The sequence below is a fragment of the Paenibacillus sp. B-A-8 genome, assembly GCF_048572915.1.
Classification (GTDB): domain Bacteria; phylum Bacillota; class Bacilli; order Paenibacillales; family Paenibacillaceae; genus Paenibacillus_AQ.
The window spans coordinates 3,068,221-3,083,113 of the sequence record NZ_CP183882.1 but is presented as its reverse complement, the minus strand read 5'-3'; the positions used below and the strand labels follow the sequence as shown (position 1 = coordinate 3,083,113).

Here is a 14,893-nt window from a genome sequence, read left to right as displayed (position 1 = left end):
GCATAAACACCTTTGGCGTTCTATAAGGACGAAAAGCGTTTAATCGTGAAATATAAGAGATAAAGGATAGGTGCATAATTTATACCTTCTTATATTTTAAATAATGGTTACTTATGGAGGGAAGCAGCAGTGACAACGGTTGGAATAGTAGCAGAATACAATCCATTACATAACGGTCATGTACACCACTTCACCGAAGCCAAAAGACTATCAGGCGCTGAGCGCGCCATCGTCGTCATGAGCGGACCCTTTACTCAGCGCGGCGAGCCGGCGGCGGTGAGCAAGCAAGCCCGGACAGAGATGGCGCTACGAATGGGCGCCGACCTCGTCATTGAGCTGCCGGTGGCTTATGCTGTACAGCCGGCAGAATGGTTCGCCTTCGGAGCAGTTGCACTGCTGGAAGCGACCGGGGTCGTGGACAGCTTGTGCTTCGGCTCCGAAGCCGGCACTTTGGGTTCGCTGCTTCCTCTGGCCAAGTATCTGGCAGAGGAAAGCAGCGAACTTCAGAGCGAGATCCGCCGCCGCATGGCGCTCGGAGCGAGCTTCCCCGCCGCGTACAGCGCAGCGGCGGCGGTGGCCTTTGAAGGGACTCTCCATGAAGAAGAGAGTCCCTTCGATGCTGGCAAGCTGCTGCGCCAGCCGAATAACAGCCTTGGCTTGCATTATCTCATTGCTTTGCAGCGGCTGAATAGCAAGATCGAGCCGCTAACCGTTCCGCGAACGGCAGCCGGATTCCATGACCCTTTGCAGGTCGACTCATCGATCGCAAGCGCCACTGCTATTCGAAAGCTATTACAAGAAGGTGGATCACCAGCAGCTTACATGCCGGAATATAGCGTGTCCATATTGGAAAGAGAGCATGCAGCCGGTAGAGGTCCTTTGGAATTAGAGCATTTCCGAGCCCCCCTCCGCCATCTGCTCTCTACACGTACCGCTACAGAGCTAAGAACAATCCAAGACATGAATGAAGGCTTGGAGAATAGAATCCTTCGTCTTATGCCCGAGCTGGAGCAATTCACTATTTCGGGTTTGCTTCAGGCCCTTAAGAGTAAGCGTTACACACATACACGACTGCAACGTCTGCTGCTGCACATTTTACTAAATCACACCAAGGAAGAAATGACCCCTTCTGTATTAGCAGAGGGGCCTGGATATATTCGAATCCTCGGATTTAGAGAAAGTGGACGAGCACTGCTTAAAGAGATGAAACAAAAAGCAACTTTACCCATCGTGATGCGGCCCTCACTTTACTCCCATCCACAACTTGAGCGAGACCTTCAAGCTGCGTCCGCTTTCGCTGGAGCTTTTCGAGAACCTCACAGAATCGATATGTATCGCGATTATTTGGAACCTCCGGTCATGGTTTGACCGGTAGTTCCTCCATATATTTCAGCGCTTCATCCAGTGTCGATACGGGTACCAGCTTCATAGATGTGCCGATTTTATCAGCTTTTGCTTTGGCTTCGTCGTAATTCTTAACAGGTACGAAAAAAATCTCCGCCCCTTCTCGATCCGCAGCCACGATCTTATGTTTCACTCCACCGATAGCACCTACCACACCCTCAGCGTTAATCGTGCCCGTTCCTGCAACCCTATGACCTTTGGTTAGATCACCAGGTGTAAGACGGTTGTAAATCTCCATAGTGAACATCAGTCCTGCTGAAGGTCCGCCAACATTCGTATCTACAAAGCTGACCGCTTTTCCTTGTTCTTTAGGTTTCACTTTCTGAACTGCGGCTATTGTGACTCCAAAACCAGGTCGAACTGCAGTACCTTCTTTATCTTTGATCTCGACCAGTGTCACTTGCTCCTTTACTTCTTTACCATTCCTCTGTAAAACAACAGCGACCTGATCACCGATTTTCTTGGCTGAAAGTAAAGCAGAAAGTGCTTCCGGATCCGGTACCTTCTGTCCTTCTACACTTATGATTCTGTCACCTGGATGGAATTGACCCTTATTACTTTCAACCGGAACCGAAAAAACATACAAATAATCTACTACATCCTCATACGGAATTCCTGCAGCATGATAAGCCGCCTGAACGGAGTAAGATTGGGAGCTGTTCATATAAAAAACCTGCTCCGCAGCATATTCGTCTTCAGACTTATCTCCCAGCCGGGTCTCTTTTCGAACAACCTCTGAATTGGAGTTAAAAACAGAGGCGACCAGTAACGCCACATTAGCGTAACTAGCAGATACCGTAGTCATCATAAAGGTTCCTTCTTCAGCCGGATCCGCATTCTCCACTTTAATCATAGGGGCAACCTCAGATGCACTACCCGGCTGATAGACAATGTACGGGGTGTTCATAAATACAAATACATACACGATAACTACAAACGTAAAGAGGTAAGCTGTGGCGCGGAATCCCGGCCGATGCTTCAACTGCTTCACTGCTCTTCCCTTCTTTCCCACGGCACATTTAGGATATGAATGTTTGAACTTCATTACCGCTTCGACTATTGGTTTGGCATGATGGTTGTCTACTCTGCATAAAGTGATAACACATCTGCTATGCCTTAAGTTATGAAGAGGTGATTCTAGAAATGAACAATATTAAAATACGCCGGCTAGCTAGTCGCTCCACACCTTTTCTATCCGGGGCGATTGCAATCCTGTTAGCCATTGCAATCATCATCTCACCAGAAAGCTCTTTCGAGGCTTCTCTTCAAGGATTAAAGCTCTGGTGGACACTCGTATTTCCTGCACTTCTACCCTTCCTTATGTTGTCTGAGATGCTGACTGCTTCGGGCTTCGTGCATGGCTTCGGAGTGCTCCTGGAACCATTGATGAAAAAGGTCTTCCGACTTCCCGGCGCGAGCGGCTGGACTTTGGCGCTTGGAATCACAACTGGATTCCCCGGCGGGGCCGGAGGTGTAATGCAGCTTCATAAGCAGGGCAGCATTTCGGACAAGGAAGCCGCTCGTCTTGCTTCCCTTACACATTTCGCCAGTCCAGTAACCCTGCTCATTGTGATTGGTGTAGCTTTCCTACATAGTCCTACCGCAGGCTACTTTCTACTTGCGATCCACTGGATTTCAGGACTTCTAGCCAGTTATACAGATGCACTGTTAAACGGCCGGATAGACAATCCGCAACCTTCTGTAAAAGAAAGTACGAATACTAAACGACCTTCTTTATATAGTCGTATCCAGCTTGCAGCCACTGAAGCCAGATCAAGAGATGGCCGAAGCTTCGGCAAACTTCTTGGGGAGTCGGTAGCTACTGCGGTGCAAAATTTGATGGTTGTGGGCGGTTATATGATTATGTTCGCCGTAGTCATCAATATCATTACTACTGTACTTCCTGCATTACCAGCTGCTCTACCAGCAGGCTTGCTGGAGGTTCATTTAGGAGCCGACGCCATAAGCAAAGGGCTCACGAGCATCGGCGCCGGATCAACAGGAGTATTAGGCTTGGCCTTACTTTCCGCTGCACTTGGCTGGAGCGGACTCTGCGCACAGCTGCAAGTACTGACACTGCTTAAAGAGGCAGGTGTCCGATTTCTCCCCTATGCTGCGGTTCGCTTGATGCATGGAGCTTATGCTTTTTTATTGACACTACTACTATGGAAACCACTATTGACTGTAGGAACTGCTGTTTTGCCTGCTCTTGCAGATTCACAATCCACACCAAACAGAACCATTAATGTAACAGCCATATGGAGCTCTTTTCCACAACTGCTTAGTCTGCAATCACTTTTACTCCTCATCCTGCTAGCATTATCCGCAGCGATATATCTTGTTAGTGCTTTTCGCCATCGACCCGATTAAATTTAAGCTTCATAGCTTGTTCCACTTCAGGGGTCACAAAGTCAGATACATTACCTCCGAAATGGGCAATTTCTTTTACAACACTGGAACTTAAGTAGGAATATTTCGGATTAGTCATCATAAAAATCGTTTCCGCATCCGGATCCAGACTATGGTTGATGGATGCATTTTGCAGTTCATATTCAAAGTCAGTTACGGTACGAATACCACGAACAATGACTTGAGCATCTTTTTGACGAACATAATTAACTAGCAGATCCCTAAAGCTGTCGATTTCCACATTAGGAATGTCAGCTGTCGCCTGTCTTAAAAGCGCTGTTCGCTCTTCTACAGTAAATAACGGGTTCTTACTCAAATTATTAAGCACCGTTACAATTAAACGGTCGAACTGCTTGGATGCGCGCCGGATAATATCCATATGTCCCATAGTCACGGGATCAAAGGTGCCTGGATAGATGGCAACACGCTCTTTTCTAATTTGCAGACTCATTCTCTACCTCCTCACCAGTCTCGCCGTCCACTGAAGGATTAGCTTCATACTGATAAATAGAAATTGTCGTTTCTCCGTATACGGCTTGGCGCAGCCTATAAAATCCTGGGATATCCTCAGGATAGGCATAATTTGATTCATGCTCCAGTACTATGATTGCGTCCTCTTGCAGCATTCCTTTTTCTACCATAGACAGCATCAGCTCATCTCCGTGCTTCAATCGGTAAGGAGGGTCTAAAAAGACTAAATCAAAAACACGTCCCCGCTTCTCCAACGCACTGAGCGCTCTTCCTGCTTCATTTCGGTACACTTGCGCCTTTGCCTCAAGATTAGTCGCTTTCAAATTGGCACGAATGGTGTCAATACTTTTAGGCTCCATATCTACAAATACGGCACTTTCCATTCCTCTGCTTAAAGCTTCGATACCCAGACCACCTGTACCTGCGAATAAATCCAGCACCGCTCCACCTTCGAAATATGGACCGATCATACTGAATACAGCTTCCTTCACCTTGTCGGTTGTAGGTCTTGTTCCACTTCCTGGCACACTTTTTAGTGGTCTTCCTTTTGCACTTCCCGATACCACTCTCACCGTCAATCACCCGCTCTATGTCTCTGTTTGTTATACCCAAAAGGGCATAAGTCCACGCCTATCGTAACACATTTGCGCACTGAAATAAAAAGTTTGTCTAGTTATGAAAAATGGAACAATCAGAGACGATTCCGATAAATAAGTCGTCATTATGTATAAGACTGGTCTTACAGGGACATCATGTAATTATCGACACCACAAATGTCGTAGACAACCGCGGAGCAGGCTTACGTTTCCCCATAAGCTCTTCGTCCGGTTTCTCCTCTCCCATGAAAGGGGCCCTAGAGATAGGGCCCCGAATTTATGTTTAAATACATTTAAAAGTTATTATTGTATATAAAACAATACAAAATCACTAGTTTCGTATAACAAGAAAGAAGTACTCACAGTGGCTCGTTGGGAAAATTTTGTATCGGATGACATCCCCGCTATTGCAGATGCTTATTGGCACAACGCCTCCTTCGACTAAGTAACAACTCAAAAAAGCCCCGTTGCCATTTAAGGTTACCGAGGCTTTTTCATAATCCCTAACTATGGATATTTCGCTGTACTACCGAGCGATCAATTATATATTTCACTAAATTTCCGATACTCGCGTAACCTTATACCTTGACATATCCTTCTCCAAATCAATTCTAATTATTTTCGTTTGATTATCTTTAATAAGATTCCCCTCAACAGTAAGATTTCTGCCATTTATTTCGCAAACTTTTTTAGGAGAAAAAACCCAATCCGAACCAAAACGCTCTGATATAGAGCCATTGATTTCTTCAAACAGGATGGATAATGTGTAAGTTCGTATGTCTTTTTCTGAATCTTCAACATGATCTCCTGGTACAGCTGAACAAATTTGGCCCGCACTGACAGCAAGTAAAAATGTCGACAGAATCATTATTGATTTTATTTTGAATTTCAATTTGTTCACCTCTTCCTTATCTATAATAGATATTATGAGGTTGAAATCATAAACCATTCCTTATATAGTTACGCTTCCGTTGTGGATAAATCTAAAAAATCTTCTCAGCATTCTATATCTTCATCCGTGCTTAATTCATCATCAATTTGCCTTTGTCTTTTCTTATTTATATTCCGTAACACTAGGTGTACAAGAAAATAAACCATTGTAAAAGTAACAAAGGTTAAAATAATACTCCTTACATTTCTTTCTCCCGCCAACACTATAAGCAATGAAACACAAATCCCGCCTGAAATAATGCTGTTTATAAGCAGCTTTTTATTGGTGTGACTTCGGGAATCCCAAATATCAACCCCAACAGATAAGTGCCGTATAGTTATATATATTCCAATACCAATCAAACAGAAAAACTCGACTGCAAATTGCGCAAACGGAGCATTCATTATGAATTGTTGAATCAGAATTGAAATAAGCAAACAATAAATTAGTATTTGATAAGCATCACTTTGAATTTTCCTTCTTTGAGATACAATTCGTTCATCATTAACTTTGCTGGTTTTCATTATTATCCCTCCTTATACTCCGAATTATAATATATTTATTACATAATGCAATTTATATATTGCATTTAAATGTGAATAAAAACCAAACATACACAAATAAGTTTGCTAATGGAGATATAACACAAAAGGACCGCCTTTCGGCAGTCCTTTGACAGACACTTACTCTATAAATTTCCCAACGAACCCTGTAACTACGCTCTCATATTTAACCGGGTCCATACGGAAAGCTTCACCGTGACCCGCTTTAGGAACGATATATAGCTCCTTCTCCACCGGACTATTCTCATACAAAGTATGTACCATCTCCGTAGGAACGAAGGTATCACTATCACCATGAATAAACAGTGTCGGGGTTACGGATTTCTTCACCTGTTCTAATGCTGAGGCTTCATTAAAGGAATAGCCTGCGCGAATTTTTGTCAGCATACTGGTCGTGTCCACAATCGGGAACGCCGGTAAATGGTACATTCTCTTCAGCTGGAACGTAAGCTCGTCCTTCACAGATGTATAACCACAATCCTCTACAATTGCCTTCACATTAGGTGGCAGCTCTTCCCCACTTGTCATCATGACCGTAGCTCCCCCCATGGAAACACCATGAAGCACCACTTGTGTCTTCTCACCATTCGCTTCCAAGACTCGCTGAATCCACTTTAAATAATCCTTGCGCTCAGGCCAGCCGAACCCGATGTAATTACCACCGCTGTCTCCATGTCCTCTAGCATCTGGCAGTAAAATATTATATCCCAGTCTTTCATAGTACATTCTGGCATATCCACTCATCTGAGTCGCATTTCCAGCATAACCATGCGCAATGATTACCGTCTTATCAGATTGCACAGGAGCTGCTAAGTAGTACCCCTTAAGATGAATCCCGTCATCAGAATCCATCTCCCACCTGTCGAAGTGCTGGTTGTTCCACCACTCTTTATCTGCTTGTGAAGTATCTTTAGATTGTTCCACTTCCGGACTTGATTGCAGATCTGGACTCTCATCTAAAAAGTCCTTTGAGGCACGTGCAATGGCGACATGATAGAAATAAAAGCTTCCAACCGTTACGATAATGATTAACACTACAATAATGGAAGAAATCCCGATCAGCATTTTATTCTTCAAAACTATCTCTCCTAAATAATATTTAACAGTATTCATTTATGTTATCAAACTAAGATAACATGTATATTTGAATCTTCAAAATCCTAGTTTTGTAAACCTATGTACTTCAATCCACTTTTAATTGTTAATTCATCTAGATAAATCGGTATAACACCATTAAAAAGTCTGCTTCCAGCATGAATGCCAGAAGCAGACTTTTTATATCTCTAGAATATGCATGCGCTCGTAATAATTACTAACAAGATAAATAATACTAAGATTGCGCCAGTACTAGTAAAAGCACCACCGACATGACCAAATTCAGCTCCCATGTGAAGACCTCCTCCGTATTGTAGAATACACCACAGGATATGTGTTAACCCCCTTGGAAGATTGGGCGAACGGCAAAAAATATAACCCCGCCAACTGCGCGAGGTTAGTGTAAAAATTTCTAATCAGATACTAAAATGCCGTCAAAGCTTTCTGGACCCACACGGACTGTGCCGAGAAGATTAGAAGAAACAAATGCTGTATAAGTGAGTTGAGGTGTGATTGCTGGTAAGAAGTCCGCTGCCGAGAAGGTTATTACTTGCGGGGCCAGTATACTAAGACCAAAAGTTGAAGTAGCAGAATATACTTTAGGATCCGTTGGTAAAGTTCCTCTTACAATCGTAATTGTGATACCTACCAATGCCAGTGGAAGAGTAACGGAAATTGTCCCTTTAAGCAGCACACGTGGGTTCGTAGTCACTCCTGCGGTTAACAAACCAATTTGTCCAAACAACTGTGGCGTGTTTATTACCGTAATCGGAATAGCTATCGAATTGGCGAGACTGGCATTTTGTGATGTTCTAGCGTCAAGATAAGTTCCCATATTTACACCTCCTTTTTTTTTCATACTATAATATATTAGTCATCTTGATAGAATGCGTAGTCATTTTACCAGTGAGAAAGGATTGATTTTCAAAAAAATGAATACGACTAAATCATTTATCATCTGTTTTCGTACCATCCCTTTTGTTAAAAGCAAGCTCAAATAACCCCGTCGCCGAAAGCCCTGCTAGCCCCCCAGCCCATAGTCGCAGAATAAGGTTCATATCAGTGAACGGATAAGCAACTGCTCCAACCAGCAAGCCAATAGCTAATCCAACAACCGGTACAATATTGCGCGGAAGTTTCACGCTATTCTTCACAAGTTGTACAAGTGCCATTACGAAAACAGCCAGCACGGAAGCAAAGGCAAGCACACTGTTGAGAGCATCATTATACATGGTTTTTAACCCTCCTTATTTCAATTTCCACTACCAGGAACAAGTAAGCCTGCACGGTTCAACACTGTTATTATGCGATAGAAGTCATAACTCCCACCTGACGGTGTATCTAGCAGCTCTGCAGCACTCGCTGCCTTTACTGCCGCTTCAGCCCATGGGGGTACATTCATCACTGCTCGACCTTCAATTAGAGTCACTCGATCCGAAAGCTTAGTAATCGATTGACCTTGCTCCTGCACACCTGTTTTTAGCGTATCCTTGCTATCCGTAAGACTCACTATAAGCGCACGCAATTCTTTTATTTCTGTTTCCAGACTAACCAGCTTTTGTTTATCCTCTGCCGACATTTCGTCATCACCTTCCTTGGCTTCTTCATCATATTTATACAGATTGTAAGTATTCATGATTTGGATTAGCTTTGCTGCATAGTTTGGGTCGGTAGCATAGCCAGCGGCAGCAATCTCTTGTGCGGCAACCTTGCCACTTGCACCAAGCACTTTGCTGTAAAGGTTACGATTCCACGAAACACCATTCACAATCAACGCGGAATGATCCGCGACAGATTCTCCCCAGTTGTTATAGGCCCGAAAAGGAGCTTCTACTTTAACAGCCTTACCATTAACATATTCAGTAGTTTGCACAGTAATACTACCAGCTGGTCCGCTGCCTTTGATTCCAAACAAATTGTTGGCCTTAACAGTCAACCCGCTGCTGCCCCAGCCTGATTCTAGCGCAGCTTGAGCTATCGTTAGCGATGCTGGAACCTTACTAATCTGCATGTCCTTTTCAGCAAAATTTGCGATCTTCGCAATAAACTCTGTCTCCGTCATTTCATCACTTCCTCTCCTTTTATTAAATGCTGAGCATAATGAAATGCTTGTGCATATCCCTACTAATAGAGCGTCATTGCTAGATTCCATTCAAAATAAACGTCAAAACACGCGCTCAAAGAGCGCGTGCGTATTTGATAATTCGAATATGACATAAGTAGCTGAAAAGAAATAAATGAAGCATGCAACTCGCATAGGGCTATTAGTCCTGCTCACAGGAGAAATTTATTTCTCGTAGATTCATAATATGTAATTATAAGTAAAATTATCTTGAAGTTTCATTAAAACTAGCGTAACATATAGTATTAATTGACTATATAGGAGGGTCTAATAGACTATGCCTTCATATTATTTTAGAGAACTATGGACACCCTTGCGCTGGGTGGGCATTAAGTTTTTCCGTGATGACGAAGGTTTTCTTTGGATTAAATGGTGGGCTAAGCCCAGAAAACGACTGCGTTAACTGTTAAGAAAGTAAATATACATAAGAAGTTTCATACAATGTGCATATGTATTTCTTGATAACAAACTAAAGGGGCATCAACCGCTACAACATTAGCAGCTGATGCCCCTATTCCTAGTTACCTACCTTAGCTCCAAAAGAGCGTGCTAACAGTACGGCCTGATCTATATCCATACGAACTCCTTGTAGATCCAAACTTTTTAAATCAATCCCCTCAACAATAGCGTCCCGTAGGTCAGCCCCTTTAAGCTTGCATTGAGATAACTGTACACGGCTCAAATCAGCCCCTCGAAGATCACTTTTTTGCAAATTACAGCCCATTAGATCAGCTTCAGTAAATCGAATTCCGCGCAGATCCTGTCTGCTAAGATTAGTATGTCTAAGGTTCGTGTAAGACCAGTCCCCGCCGATAAGTGTGATCCCGTCCATATAAGCATTTGAGAAATCAGATCCTACCATTTTACAATCTTCAAATTTCGATACGAACAGATTCGCACCAGTGAACTTACAGTTAGTAAAAGCTGAACCTTTATGGTGTGATGCATTGAGCATGGCTCCAGTAAAATCGCAATCTATAAATCGGCAACCGATGGACGTCATTTCTTCCATAGAGCTTCCTTTGAAGGAACACTGTTCAAATGTACAGTTATTTAGTTCCCCGTCCTGCAGACTTCCTTGGTCAAAATTGTGTTTTTGGAATGTTTCATTAAGGTATTGGTACATGTTGAGTCTCATCACCTTCATTAGGATTAAATAAATTTATTCTTATTAAAAATAGCACTTTAGTAGATTGTTCTCAACAATCTCTTTCGATATAATTGCAAATAAACGATATGGAGGGAAATTATGGATGTGTCCAGCAGGAAAGAACCATTCCGCTATGTAATGAACCAGCCGCTTGAATGCTGGATTGAAGTTCCAACAAGTAGTATTGGTCCGGGTGCCGGAAAGTTAACAGAAGCCGTGTTGCTTGATCTTAGCCGATCTGGCTGCAAAGTGCGTACCCCTCTAAATCTTCGATTTACAGCAGGCGATACAAAGCTAGTGATTCATCTTCAATTAAACGAAGAAAAGCTTCAACTCGTGGGCAGCGTTCGTTGGGGCTGGATGTTTGGACTCGGCCAGTACCAATACGGAGTTAAGCTTAGATTGAGAGAAGACGAAGAAGAACGGTTGCTAAAAGAACTTGAAATATGGACAGCCTCTCTAAATGATGTAGAGGGTCTGTAGAATTTTACATAACAGATGCCCTTCTCATGGAAAGGCGTCTTTTTTTTTGCACAAAAACGAAGACAAAGCTGAAGCGCTCTGCCTTCGTTCTAAAAATCTATACGAGTTAGACTTCTATAACTCCACTCTTTTCTTAACGAGTTTAACAATAGCAAATACTAGAATCACAATAATCATCGCTTCGAACAGGGTAGGAAGTAAACCAAGAACATACTGAGAGGTCTCAATATTATTTAATTTAGCAGCCTCATCCGTCACTTCAAATCGAAAGGCTCTTTCCAAAGTGATATTTTTATGATCGAACATCGATGTTTCTAATAAAGAAATTATATACTGTATTACAAAAAAAACAGCTATCCCAATCCATACTCTTCCTTTCACTCTCACACTCATTGCAACGGTCATGGAGAACATCACGAGTAACATAGAGTAGGCGGAAGCCCAAAAGACTATCAGCACTGTATAGGCGGAAATCAACCAAAATTTTTCCGGCAAAAACGAAGTTGAAAACATCATAATATCAACTGCTAAATGAATATAAGCAACTAGAAATAAACAGAGTAACGAACCTAAGAACAGCATTATCGGTGAGAGAACGGTGTACAGGACTGGTACTGGCACAAGCCTACGATTGAATAATCTCAGGTTCTGACCGAAGGTGCGCAGACTAAAAAAGAGAAGCACTACACCTGCTACAGCATAGGAAGTGACGTTCATCATGAACATCTCTTGATCTGAACGAACAGTAAATCCTATCACAAGCTGCACAAGAATGGTGATAACAAAAACAGCAAGAAACTTATCCCTATCCCGTCTAAAATCATACTTCACTAGCTTTAGCATTCTGCGTACACCTCTCTGAACATTTCGTCTATGCTTTTGCCATGGCGAAGCCGGATATCCTCTACCGCCGTATGCATCACAATTTCTCCCTCTTTAATAAAAATCACATCATCAAAGATCCGCTCAATATCGGATACTAAATGAGTTGATAAGAGTATGGTGCTGTCCTCCTCATAAAACTCTACTAACGCGTTAAGAATTTTAGTTCTAGCTACTGGATCTACTCCACCGATTGGCTCATCCAGTAAATAAAGGCTAGCTCGGCGTGATAAGGCAAGTGTAAGCTGTAAACGTTCATTCATTCCTTTGGATAGATCCTTTACCTTATCTTTACTTCTTAGCTTCATAAACTCCAACATTCGTGAAGCCTTCGTCTGATCAAAATCCGGATAGAAATCACTTTGGAACTTCAGAGCATCTGTAACACTCATCCAGGATTCTGTTAGCGGCTTATCCGGCATAAATGACACTACTGCTTTACTGTCTACGCCTACAGAACCCCCGATAATGGATACACGACCAGAGGTAGGCTGTGTAAGTCCTGCGATGATTTTCATTAGTGTGCTTTTGCCGCTGCCGTTACTGCCTAGCAGTCCTGTGATCTTACCCGCACTCAGATTAAAGGATACACCACGGAGAGCATGCTTTGATCTATATTTTTTAGTAACGTCATGAACCTCAAGTATATTTTCCAACTTGCTTATCCCCCTATTCTTCATCCTTGTCTCGGATACTCTCCGCTACTGCCGCTAAAATATCTTCACCTTGAAAACCAAGATCCTGCATACCACGAATGAAACGATCCAGCACATCTTTTGCCATTTCTTTTTTGATGGTCAAAATAGTTCCTTCATTACTAGTGACGTATCTTCCCATTCCACGCCGGGTCTCCACGATTTCTTCACGCTCCAGTTCCTGAAAGGTTCTTTGTACCGTATTCGGATTAATTTGTAACTCACTGGCAAGTTCACGGACCGAGAGAATTTTATCTCCTGGCTTCAGCTTGCCTGTGACGATTTCACCTTTGATGTAATTCATGATCTGGATATAAATCGGCAGGTTGTTATCGAATTCGATTGTCATATTTAAGCAACATCCCTTCGTCTAAAGACGGAAAAGCCTATAAGTAGAAAGACAACTGAGTATAAGACTAGCATTACAATGGAAAAGGTCAGCGTCATTCCAGGCATAGGTGCTCCTCCACCTTCATAAGCAGCTAAATTCAGGTTCGGGAATAATACATATTTATAGAACTCACGGAAAATGATCAATTTATCTATCATCAGCATAAACATTGTAACCCCGATGGTTACGCCCGTTGAAGTCGTCAATATTCCAATCATAAAAGCAAGGGTTGAATATACAACTGTACTTACAGAGTTATACATTAAACTGGTTAGCATCTCACGAATACCAGCCTCACCACCACTAAAGCCAAACCATAAAGCACCTGCTGCAAAAACCGCCAGCATACCGACAAGTGCCACTGAGAACGCGTAAATCAGCACAACAACATATTTGGATGCAAGTATTGCTGTACGGCTTCTCGCACGGATTAGAAGAAATTTGATAGTGCCCTGACTATATTCTTTTGAGACAACACCCGCTGTTCCGATGATTGCGAGAATGGTTATAACTTGCCCAATCCCTTGAGAAAGCAACATTGCGGATGAGAACTCATACGCTGATCCGAACATGTCGGGTGACACGGAATGTACAATGTAACCTAAAAGTAGGGACAATAAGATTAATATTAAAAAGGGTACGAAAAACGTACGTTTCTTCGAGAGCTTGAGCCATTCATTAACCACCAAATGATTAAAACTACGCAATTCGGTTCCCTCCAGTCCATTTCAAGAAATCTTCCTCTAAGCTTTGTTTATTCTCTGTAATTCGGAAAATGCCTACCCCTTTATCACTAAAAGCAGACACTAGCTCCGGTACTCTACTGTCATGCAGACTTATCGTCACCTCAGAACGAGCACTATCCATAGTTAATAGATCTGCGTATTCTAACCTTCCCAAGAGAATTATTGCTGATTCAACAGAGGCTACGCGAATCGTTAGCTTCACTTCTGCTGTAGCTTCCTGCTCCCCACCAATCGCTGTAACGGTCACCAGCTTGCCGTTCTGAATCACGATGGCTCGGTGACAAATTTGTTCAATTTCAGTCAGTAAGTGGCTGGATATTAGAATCGAAATCCCTTCAACCTCAGCAATCCTACGCATATAATCACGCATTTCTCGTATGCCAGCTGGGTCAAGACCGTTCGTAGGTTCATCTAGAATCAATAACTTTGGTCGGTTCAGTAACGCCTGAGCAATCCCAAGACGTTGACGCATACCCAGCGAATAGGCCTTCACTTTCTTATTCATTGCTTCCTGTAGTCCTACCAATTCTACAACCTCATCAATTCTGCCAGCCTCAATATTATCTGTCATTCTCTGGTATTGCTTTAGATTATCAAGCCCTGTCATATACGGATAGAACTCTGGATTTTCAATAATCGCTCCAATATGTCCAATAGCTTTGTTAAAATCACTCTTTACACTGTGACCTTGAACGATCACATCACCTTCACTCATCCGTATTAATCCCGTCATCATCCGAATCGTCGTTGTTTTACCCGCACCATTTGGACCCAGTAGCCCGACTATTTCTCCCTTACGGATATCAAATGTCAGCTTATCCACAATGGATTTCCCTTTTATGATCTTGCTTACCCCGTTCATTTGCAGCACGATTGAATCTTGCATCTGTTCGTTACTCCCTGGATTCATAATAATCCTCCCTGCCATCTTTTTATTATTGATGATTTCATTTTA

The 14,893-nt window shown here is 42.7% G+C and carries 19 protein-coding genes; 3 read left to right on the top strand and 16 right to left on the bottom strand.

What is annotated here, in order from left to right; all coding sequences use genetic code 11:
• Positions 1 to 129 precede the first annotated feature (129 nt).
• A complete protein-coding gene (locus ACN6MV_RS13435; protein ID WP_375102778.1) occupies positions 130 to 1,368 on the top strand; it encodes a nucleotidyltransferase in 1,239 nt (412 codons plus the stop codon).
• Here the strand turns inward: ACN6MV_RS13435 and ACN6MV_RS13430 are convergent.
• Positions 1,358 to 2,395, bottom strand: coding sequence for a SepM family pheromone-processing serine protease (locus ACN6MV_RS13430; RefSeq protein ID WP_042127202.1), 1,038 nt, complete (start codon positions 2,393 to 2,395; stop codon positions 1,358 to 1,360). The genes ACN6MV_RS13435 and ACN6MV_RS13430 overlap by 11 nt on opposite strands.
• A 152-nt stretch (positions 2,396 to 2,547) precedes the next feature.
• On the opposite strand from ACN6MV_RS13430, the gene ACN6MV_RS13425 reads away from it, so the two are divergent.
• The gene (locus ACN6MV_RS13425) at positions 2,548 to 3,774 is read left to right on the top strand and encodes a nucleoside recognition domain-containing protein (protein ID WP_042127200.1); all 1,227 of its coding nucleotides are present in this window, start codon (positions 2,548 to 2,550) and stop codon (positions 3,772 to 3,774) included.
• On the opposite strand, the gene coaD is transcribed toward ACN6MV_RS13425, so the two are convergent.
• The 10 genes from coaD to ACN6MV_RS13375 all read right to left on the bottom strand — a co-directional run bounded on the left by coaD (position 3,746) and on the right by ACN6MV_RS13375 (position 10,717).
• Positions 3,746 to 4,264 carry a pantetheine-phosphate adenylyltransferase gene (gene coaD / locus ACN6MV_RS13420; RefSeq protein ID WP_042127198.1) on the bottom strand — a complete coding sequence of 173 codons (519 nt, stop codon included), beginning with the start codon at positions 4,262 to 4,264 and terminating at the stop codon, positions 3,746 to 3,748. The two genes, ACN6MV_RS13425 and coaD, sit on opposite strands and share 29 nt — an antisense overlap.
• Positions 4,248 to 4,856, bottom strand: a complete 609-nt coding sequence (gene rsmD, locus ACN6MV_RS13415) for a 16S rRNA (guanine(966)-N(2))-methyltransferase RsmD (RefSeq protein WP_042127196.1) — start codon at positions 4,854 to 4,856, stop codon at positions 4,248 to 4,250. Before rsmD ends, coaD begins: the two co-directional genes overlap by 17 nt.
• 577 nt (positions 4,857 to 5,433) lie before the next feature.
• Positions 5,434 to 5,772: a hypothetical protein gene (locus ACN6MV_RS13410; protein WP_076118270.1), complete on the bottom strand. Its 339-nt coding sequence runs from the start codon at positions 5,770 to 5,772 to the stop codon at positions 5,434 to 5,436.
• A gap of 104 nt (positions 5,773 to 5,876) precedes the next feature.
• Positions 5,877 to 6,335, bottom strand: a complete 459-nt coding sequence (locus tag ACN6MV_RS13405) for a DUF6773 family protein (protein ID WP_419886524.1) — start codon at positions 6,333 to 6,335, stop codon at positions 5,877 to 5,879.
• A 159-nt stretch (positions 6,336 to 6,494) separates the two neighbouring features.
• Positions 6,495 to 7,451 (bottom strand): alpha/beta hydrolase, encoded by a 957-nt coding sequence (locus ACN6MV_RS13400; RefSeq protein ID WP_231574178.1) that lies wholly within the window; start codon positions 7,449 to 7,451, stop codon positions 6,495 to 6,497.
• A gap of 206 nt (positions 7,452 to 7,657) precedes the next feature.
• Positions 7,658 to 7,762, bottom strand: coding sequence for a sporulation protein YjcZ (locus ACN6MV_RS13395; protein ID WP_081389784.1), 105 nt, complete (start codon positions 7,760 to 7,762; stop codon positions 7,658 to 7,660).
• A gap of 119 nt (positions 7,763 to 7,881) precedes the next feature.
• On the bottom strand, positions 7,882 to 8,304 hold the full coding sequence (locus ACN6MV_RS13390; protein ID WP_042127190.1) for a hypothetical protein: 423 nt from the start codon (positions 8,302 to 8,304) through the stop codon (positions 7,882 to 7,884).
• A gap of 112 nt (positions 8,305 to 8,416) precedes the next feature.
• Positions 8,417 to 8,701 carry a holin gene (locus tag ACN6MV_RS13385; RefSeq protein ID WP_042127188.1) on the bottom strand — a complete coding sequence of 95 codons (285 nt, stop codon included), beginning with the start codon at positions 8,699 to 8,701 and terminating at the stop codon, positions 8,417 to 8,419.
• Positions 8,702 to 8,721: 20 nt separating this feature from the next.
• Complete coding sequence (locus ACN6MV_RS13380) at positions 8,722 to 9,531, bottom strand: glycoside hydrolase family 73 protein (protein ID WP_419886523.1); 810 nt, start codon at positions 9,529 to 9,531, stop codon at positions 8,722 to 8,724.
• A gap of 577 nt (positions 9,532 to 10,108) precedes the next feature.
• Entirely contained in the window at positions 10,109 to 10,717 is a 609-nt protein-coding gene (locus ACN6MV_RS13375; RefSeq protein WP_042127185.1) for a pentapeptide repeat-containing protein, read from the bottom strand.
• Between the two features lie 123 nt (positions 10,718 to 10,840).
• Here ACN6MV_RS13375 and ACN6MV_RS13370 point away from each other — a divergent pair, with 123 nt between their 5' ends.
• Complete coding sequence (locus tag ACN6MV_RS13370) at positions 10,841 to 11,224, top strand: PilZ domain-containing protein (protein ID WP_076118264.1); 384 nt, start codon at positions 10,841 to 10,843, stop codon at positions 11,222 to 11,224.
• Between the two features lie 114 nt (positions 11,225 to 11,338).
• Here ACN6MV_RS13370 and ACN6MV_RS13365 read toward each other — a convergent pair whose 3' ends face one another.
• Genes ACN6MV_RS13365 through ACN6MV_RS13345 form a run of 5 tightly spaced genes read right to left on the bottom strand, consistent with a single transcriptional unit; the run spans position 11,339 to position 14,848 of the window.
• Positions 11,339 to 12,067 (bottom strand): hypothetical protein, encoded by a 729-nt coding sequence (locus ACN6MV_RS13365; protein WP_339290811.1) that lies wholly within the window; start codon positions 12,065 to 12,067, stop codon positions 11,339 to 11,341.
• Entirely contained in the window at positions 12,061 to 12,762 is a 702-nt protein-coding gene (locus tag ACN6MV_RS13360) for an ABC transporter ATP-binding protein (protein WP_170880260.1), read from the bottom strand. Before ACN6MV_RS13360 ends, ACN6MV_RS13365 begins: the two co-directional genes overlap by 7 nt.
• A gap of 13 nt (positions 12,763 to 12,775) precedes the next feature.
• Positions 12,776 to 13,150 carry a GntR family transcriptional regulator gene (locus tag ACN6MV_RS13355; protein WP_339290809.1) on the bottom strand — a complete coding sequence of 125 codons (375 nt, stop codon included), beginning with the start codon at positions 13,148 to 13,150 and terminating at the stop codon, positions 12,776 to 12,778.
• A gap of 2 nt (positions 13,151 to 13,152) precedes the next feature.
• Positions 13,153 to 13,899 (bottom strand): ABC transporter permease, encoded by a 747-nt coding sequence (locus tag ACN6MV_RS13350; protein ID WP_076118260.1) that lies wholly within the window; start codon positions 13,897 to 13,899, stop codon positions 13,153 to 13,155.
• Positions 13,892 to 14,848, bottom strand: coding sequence for an ABC transporter ATP-binding protein (locus ACN6MV_RS13345; RefSeq protein ID WP_419886522.1), 957 nt, complete (start codon positions 14,846 to 14,848; stop codon positions 13,892 to 13,894). The genes ACN6MV_RS13350 and ACN6MV_RS13345 overlap by 8 nt, the downstream gene beginning before the upstream one ends.
• Positions 14,849 to 14,893 lie beyond the last annotated feature (45 nt).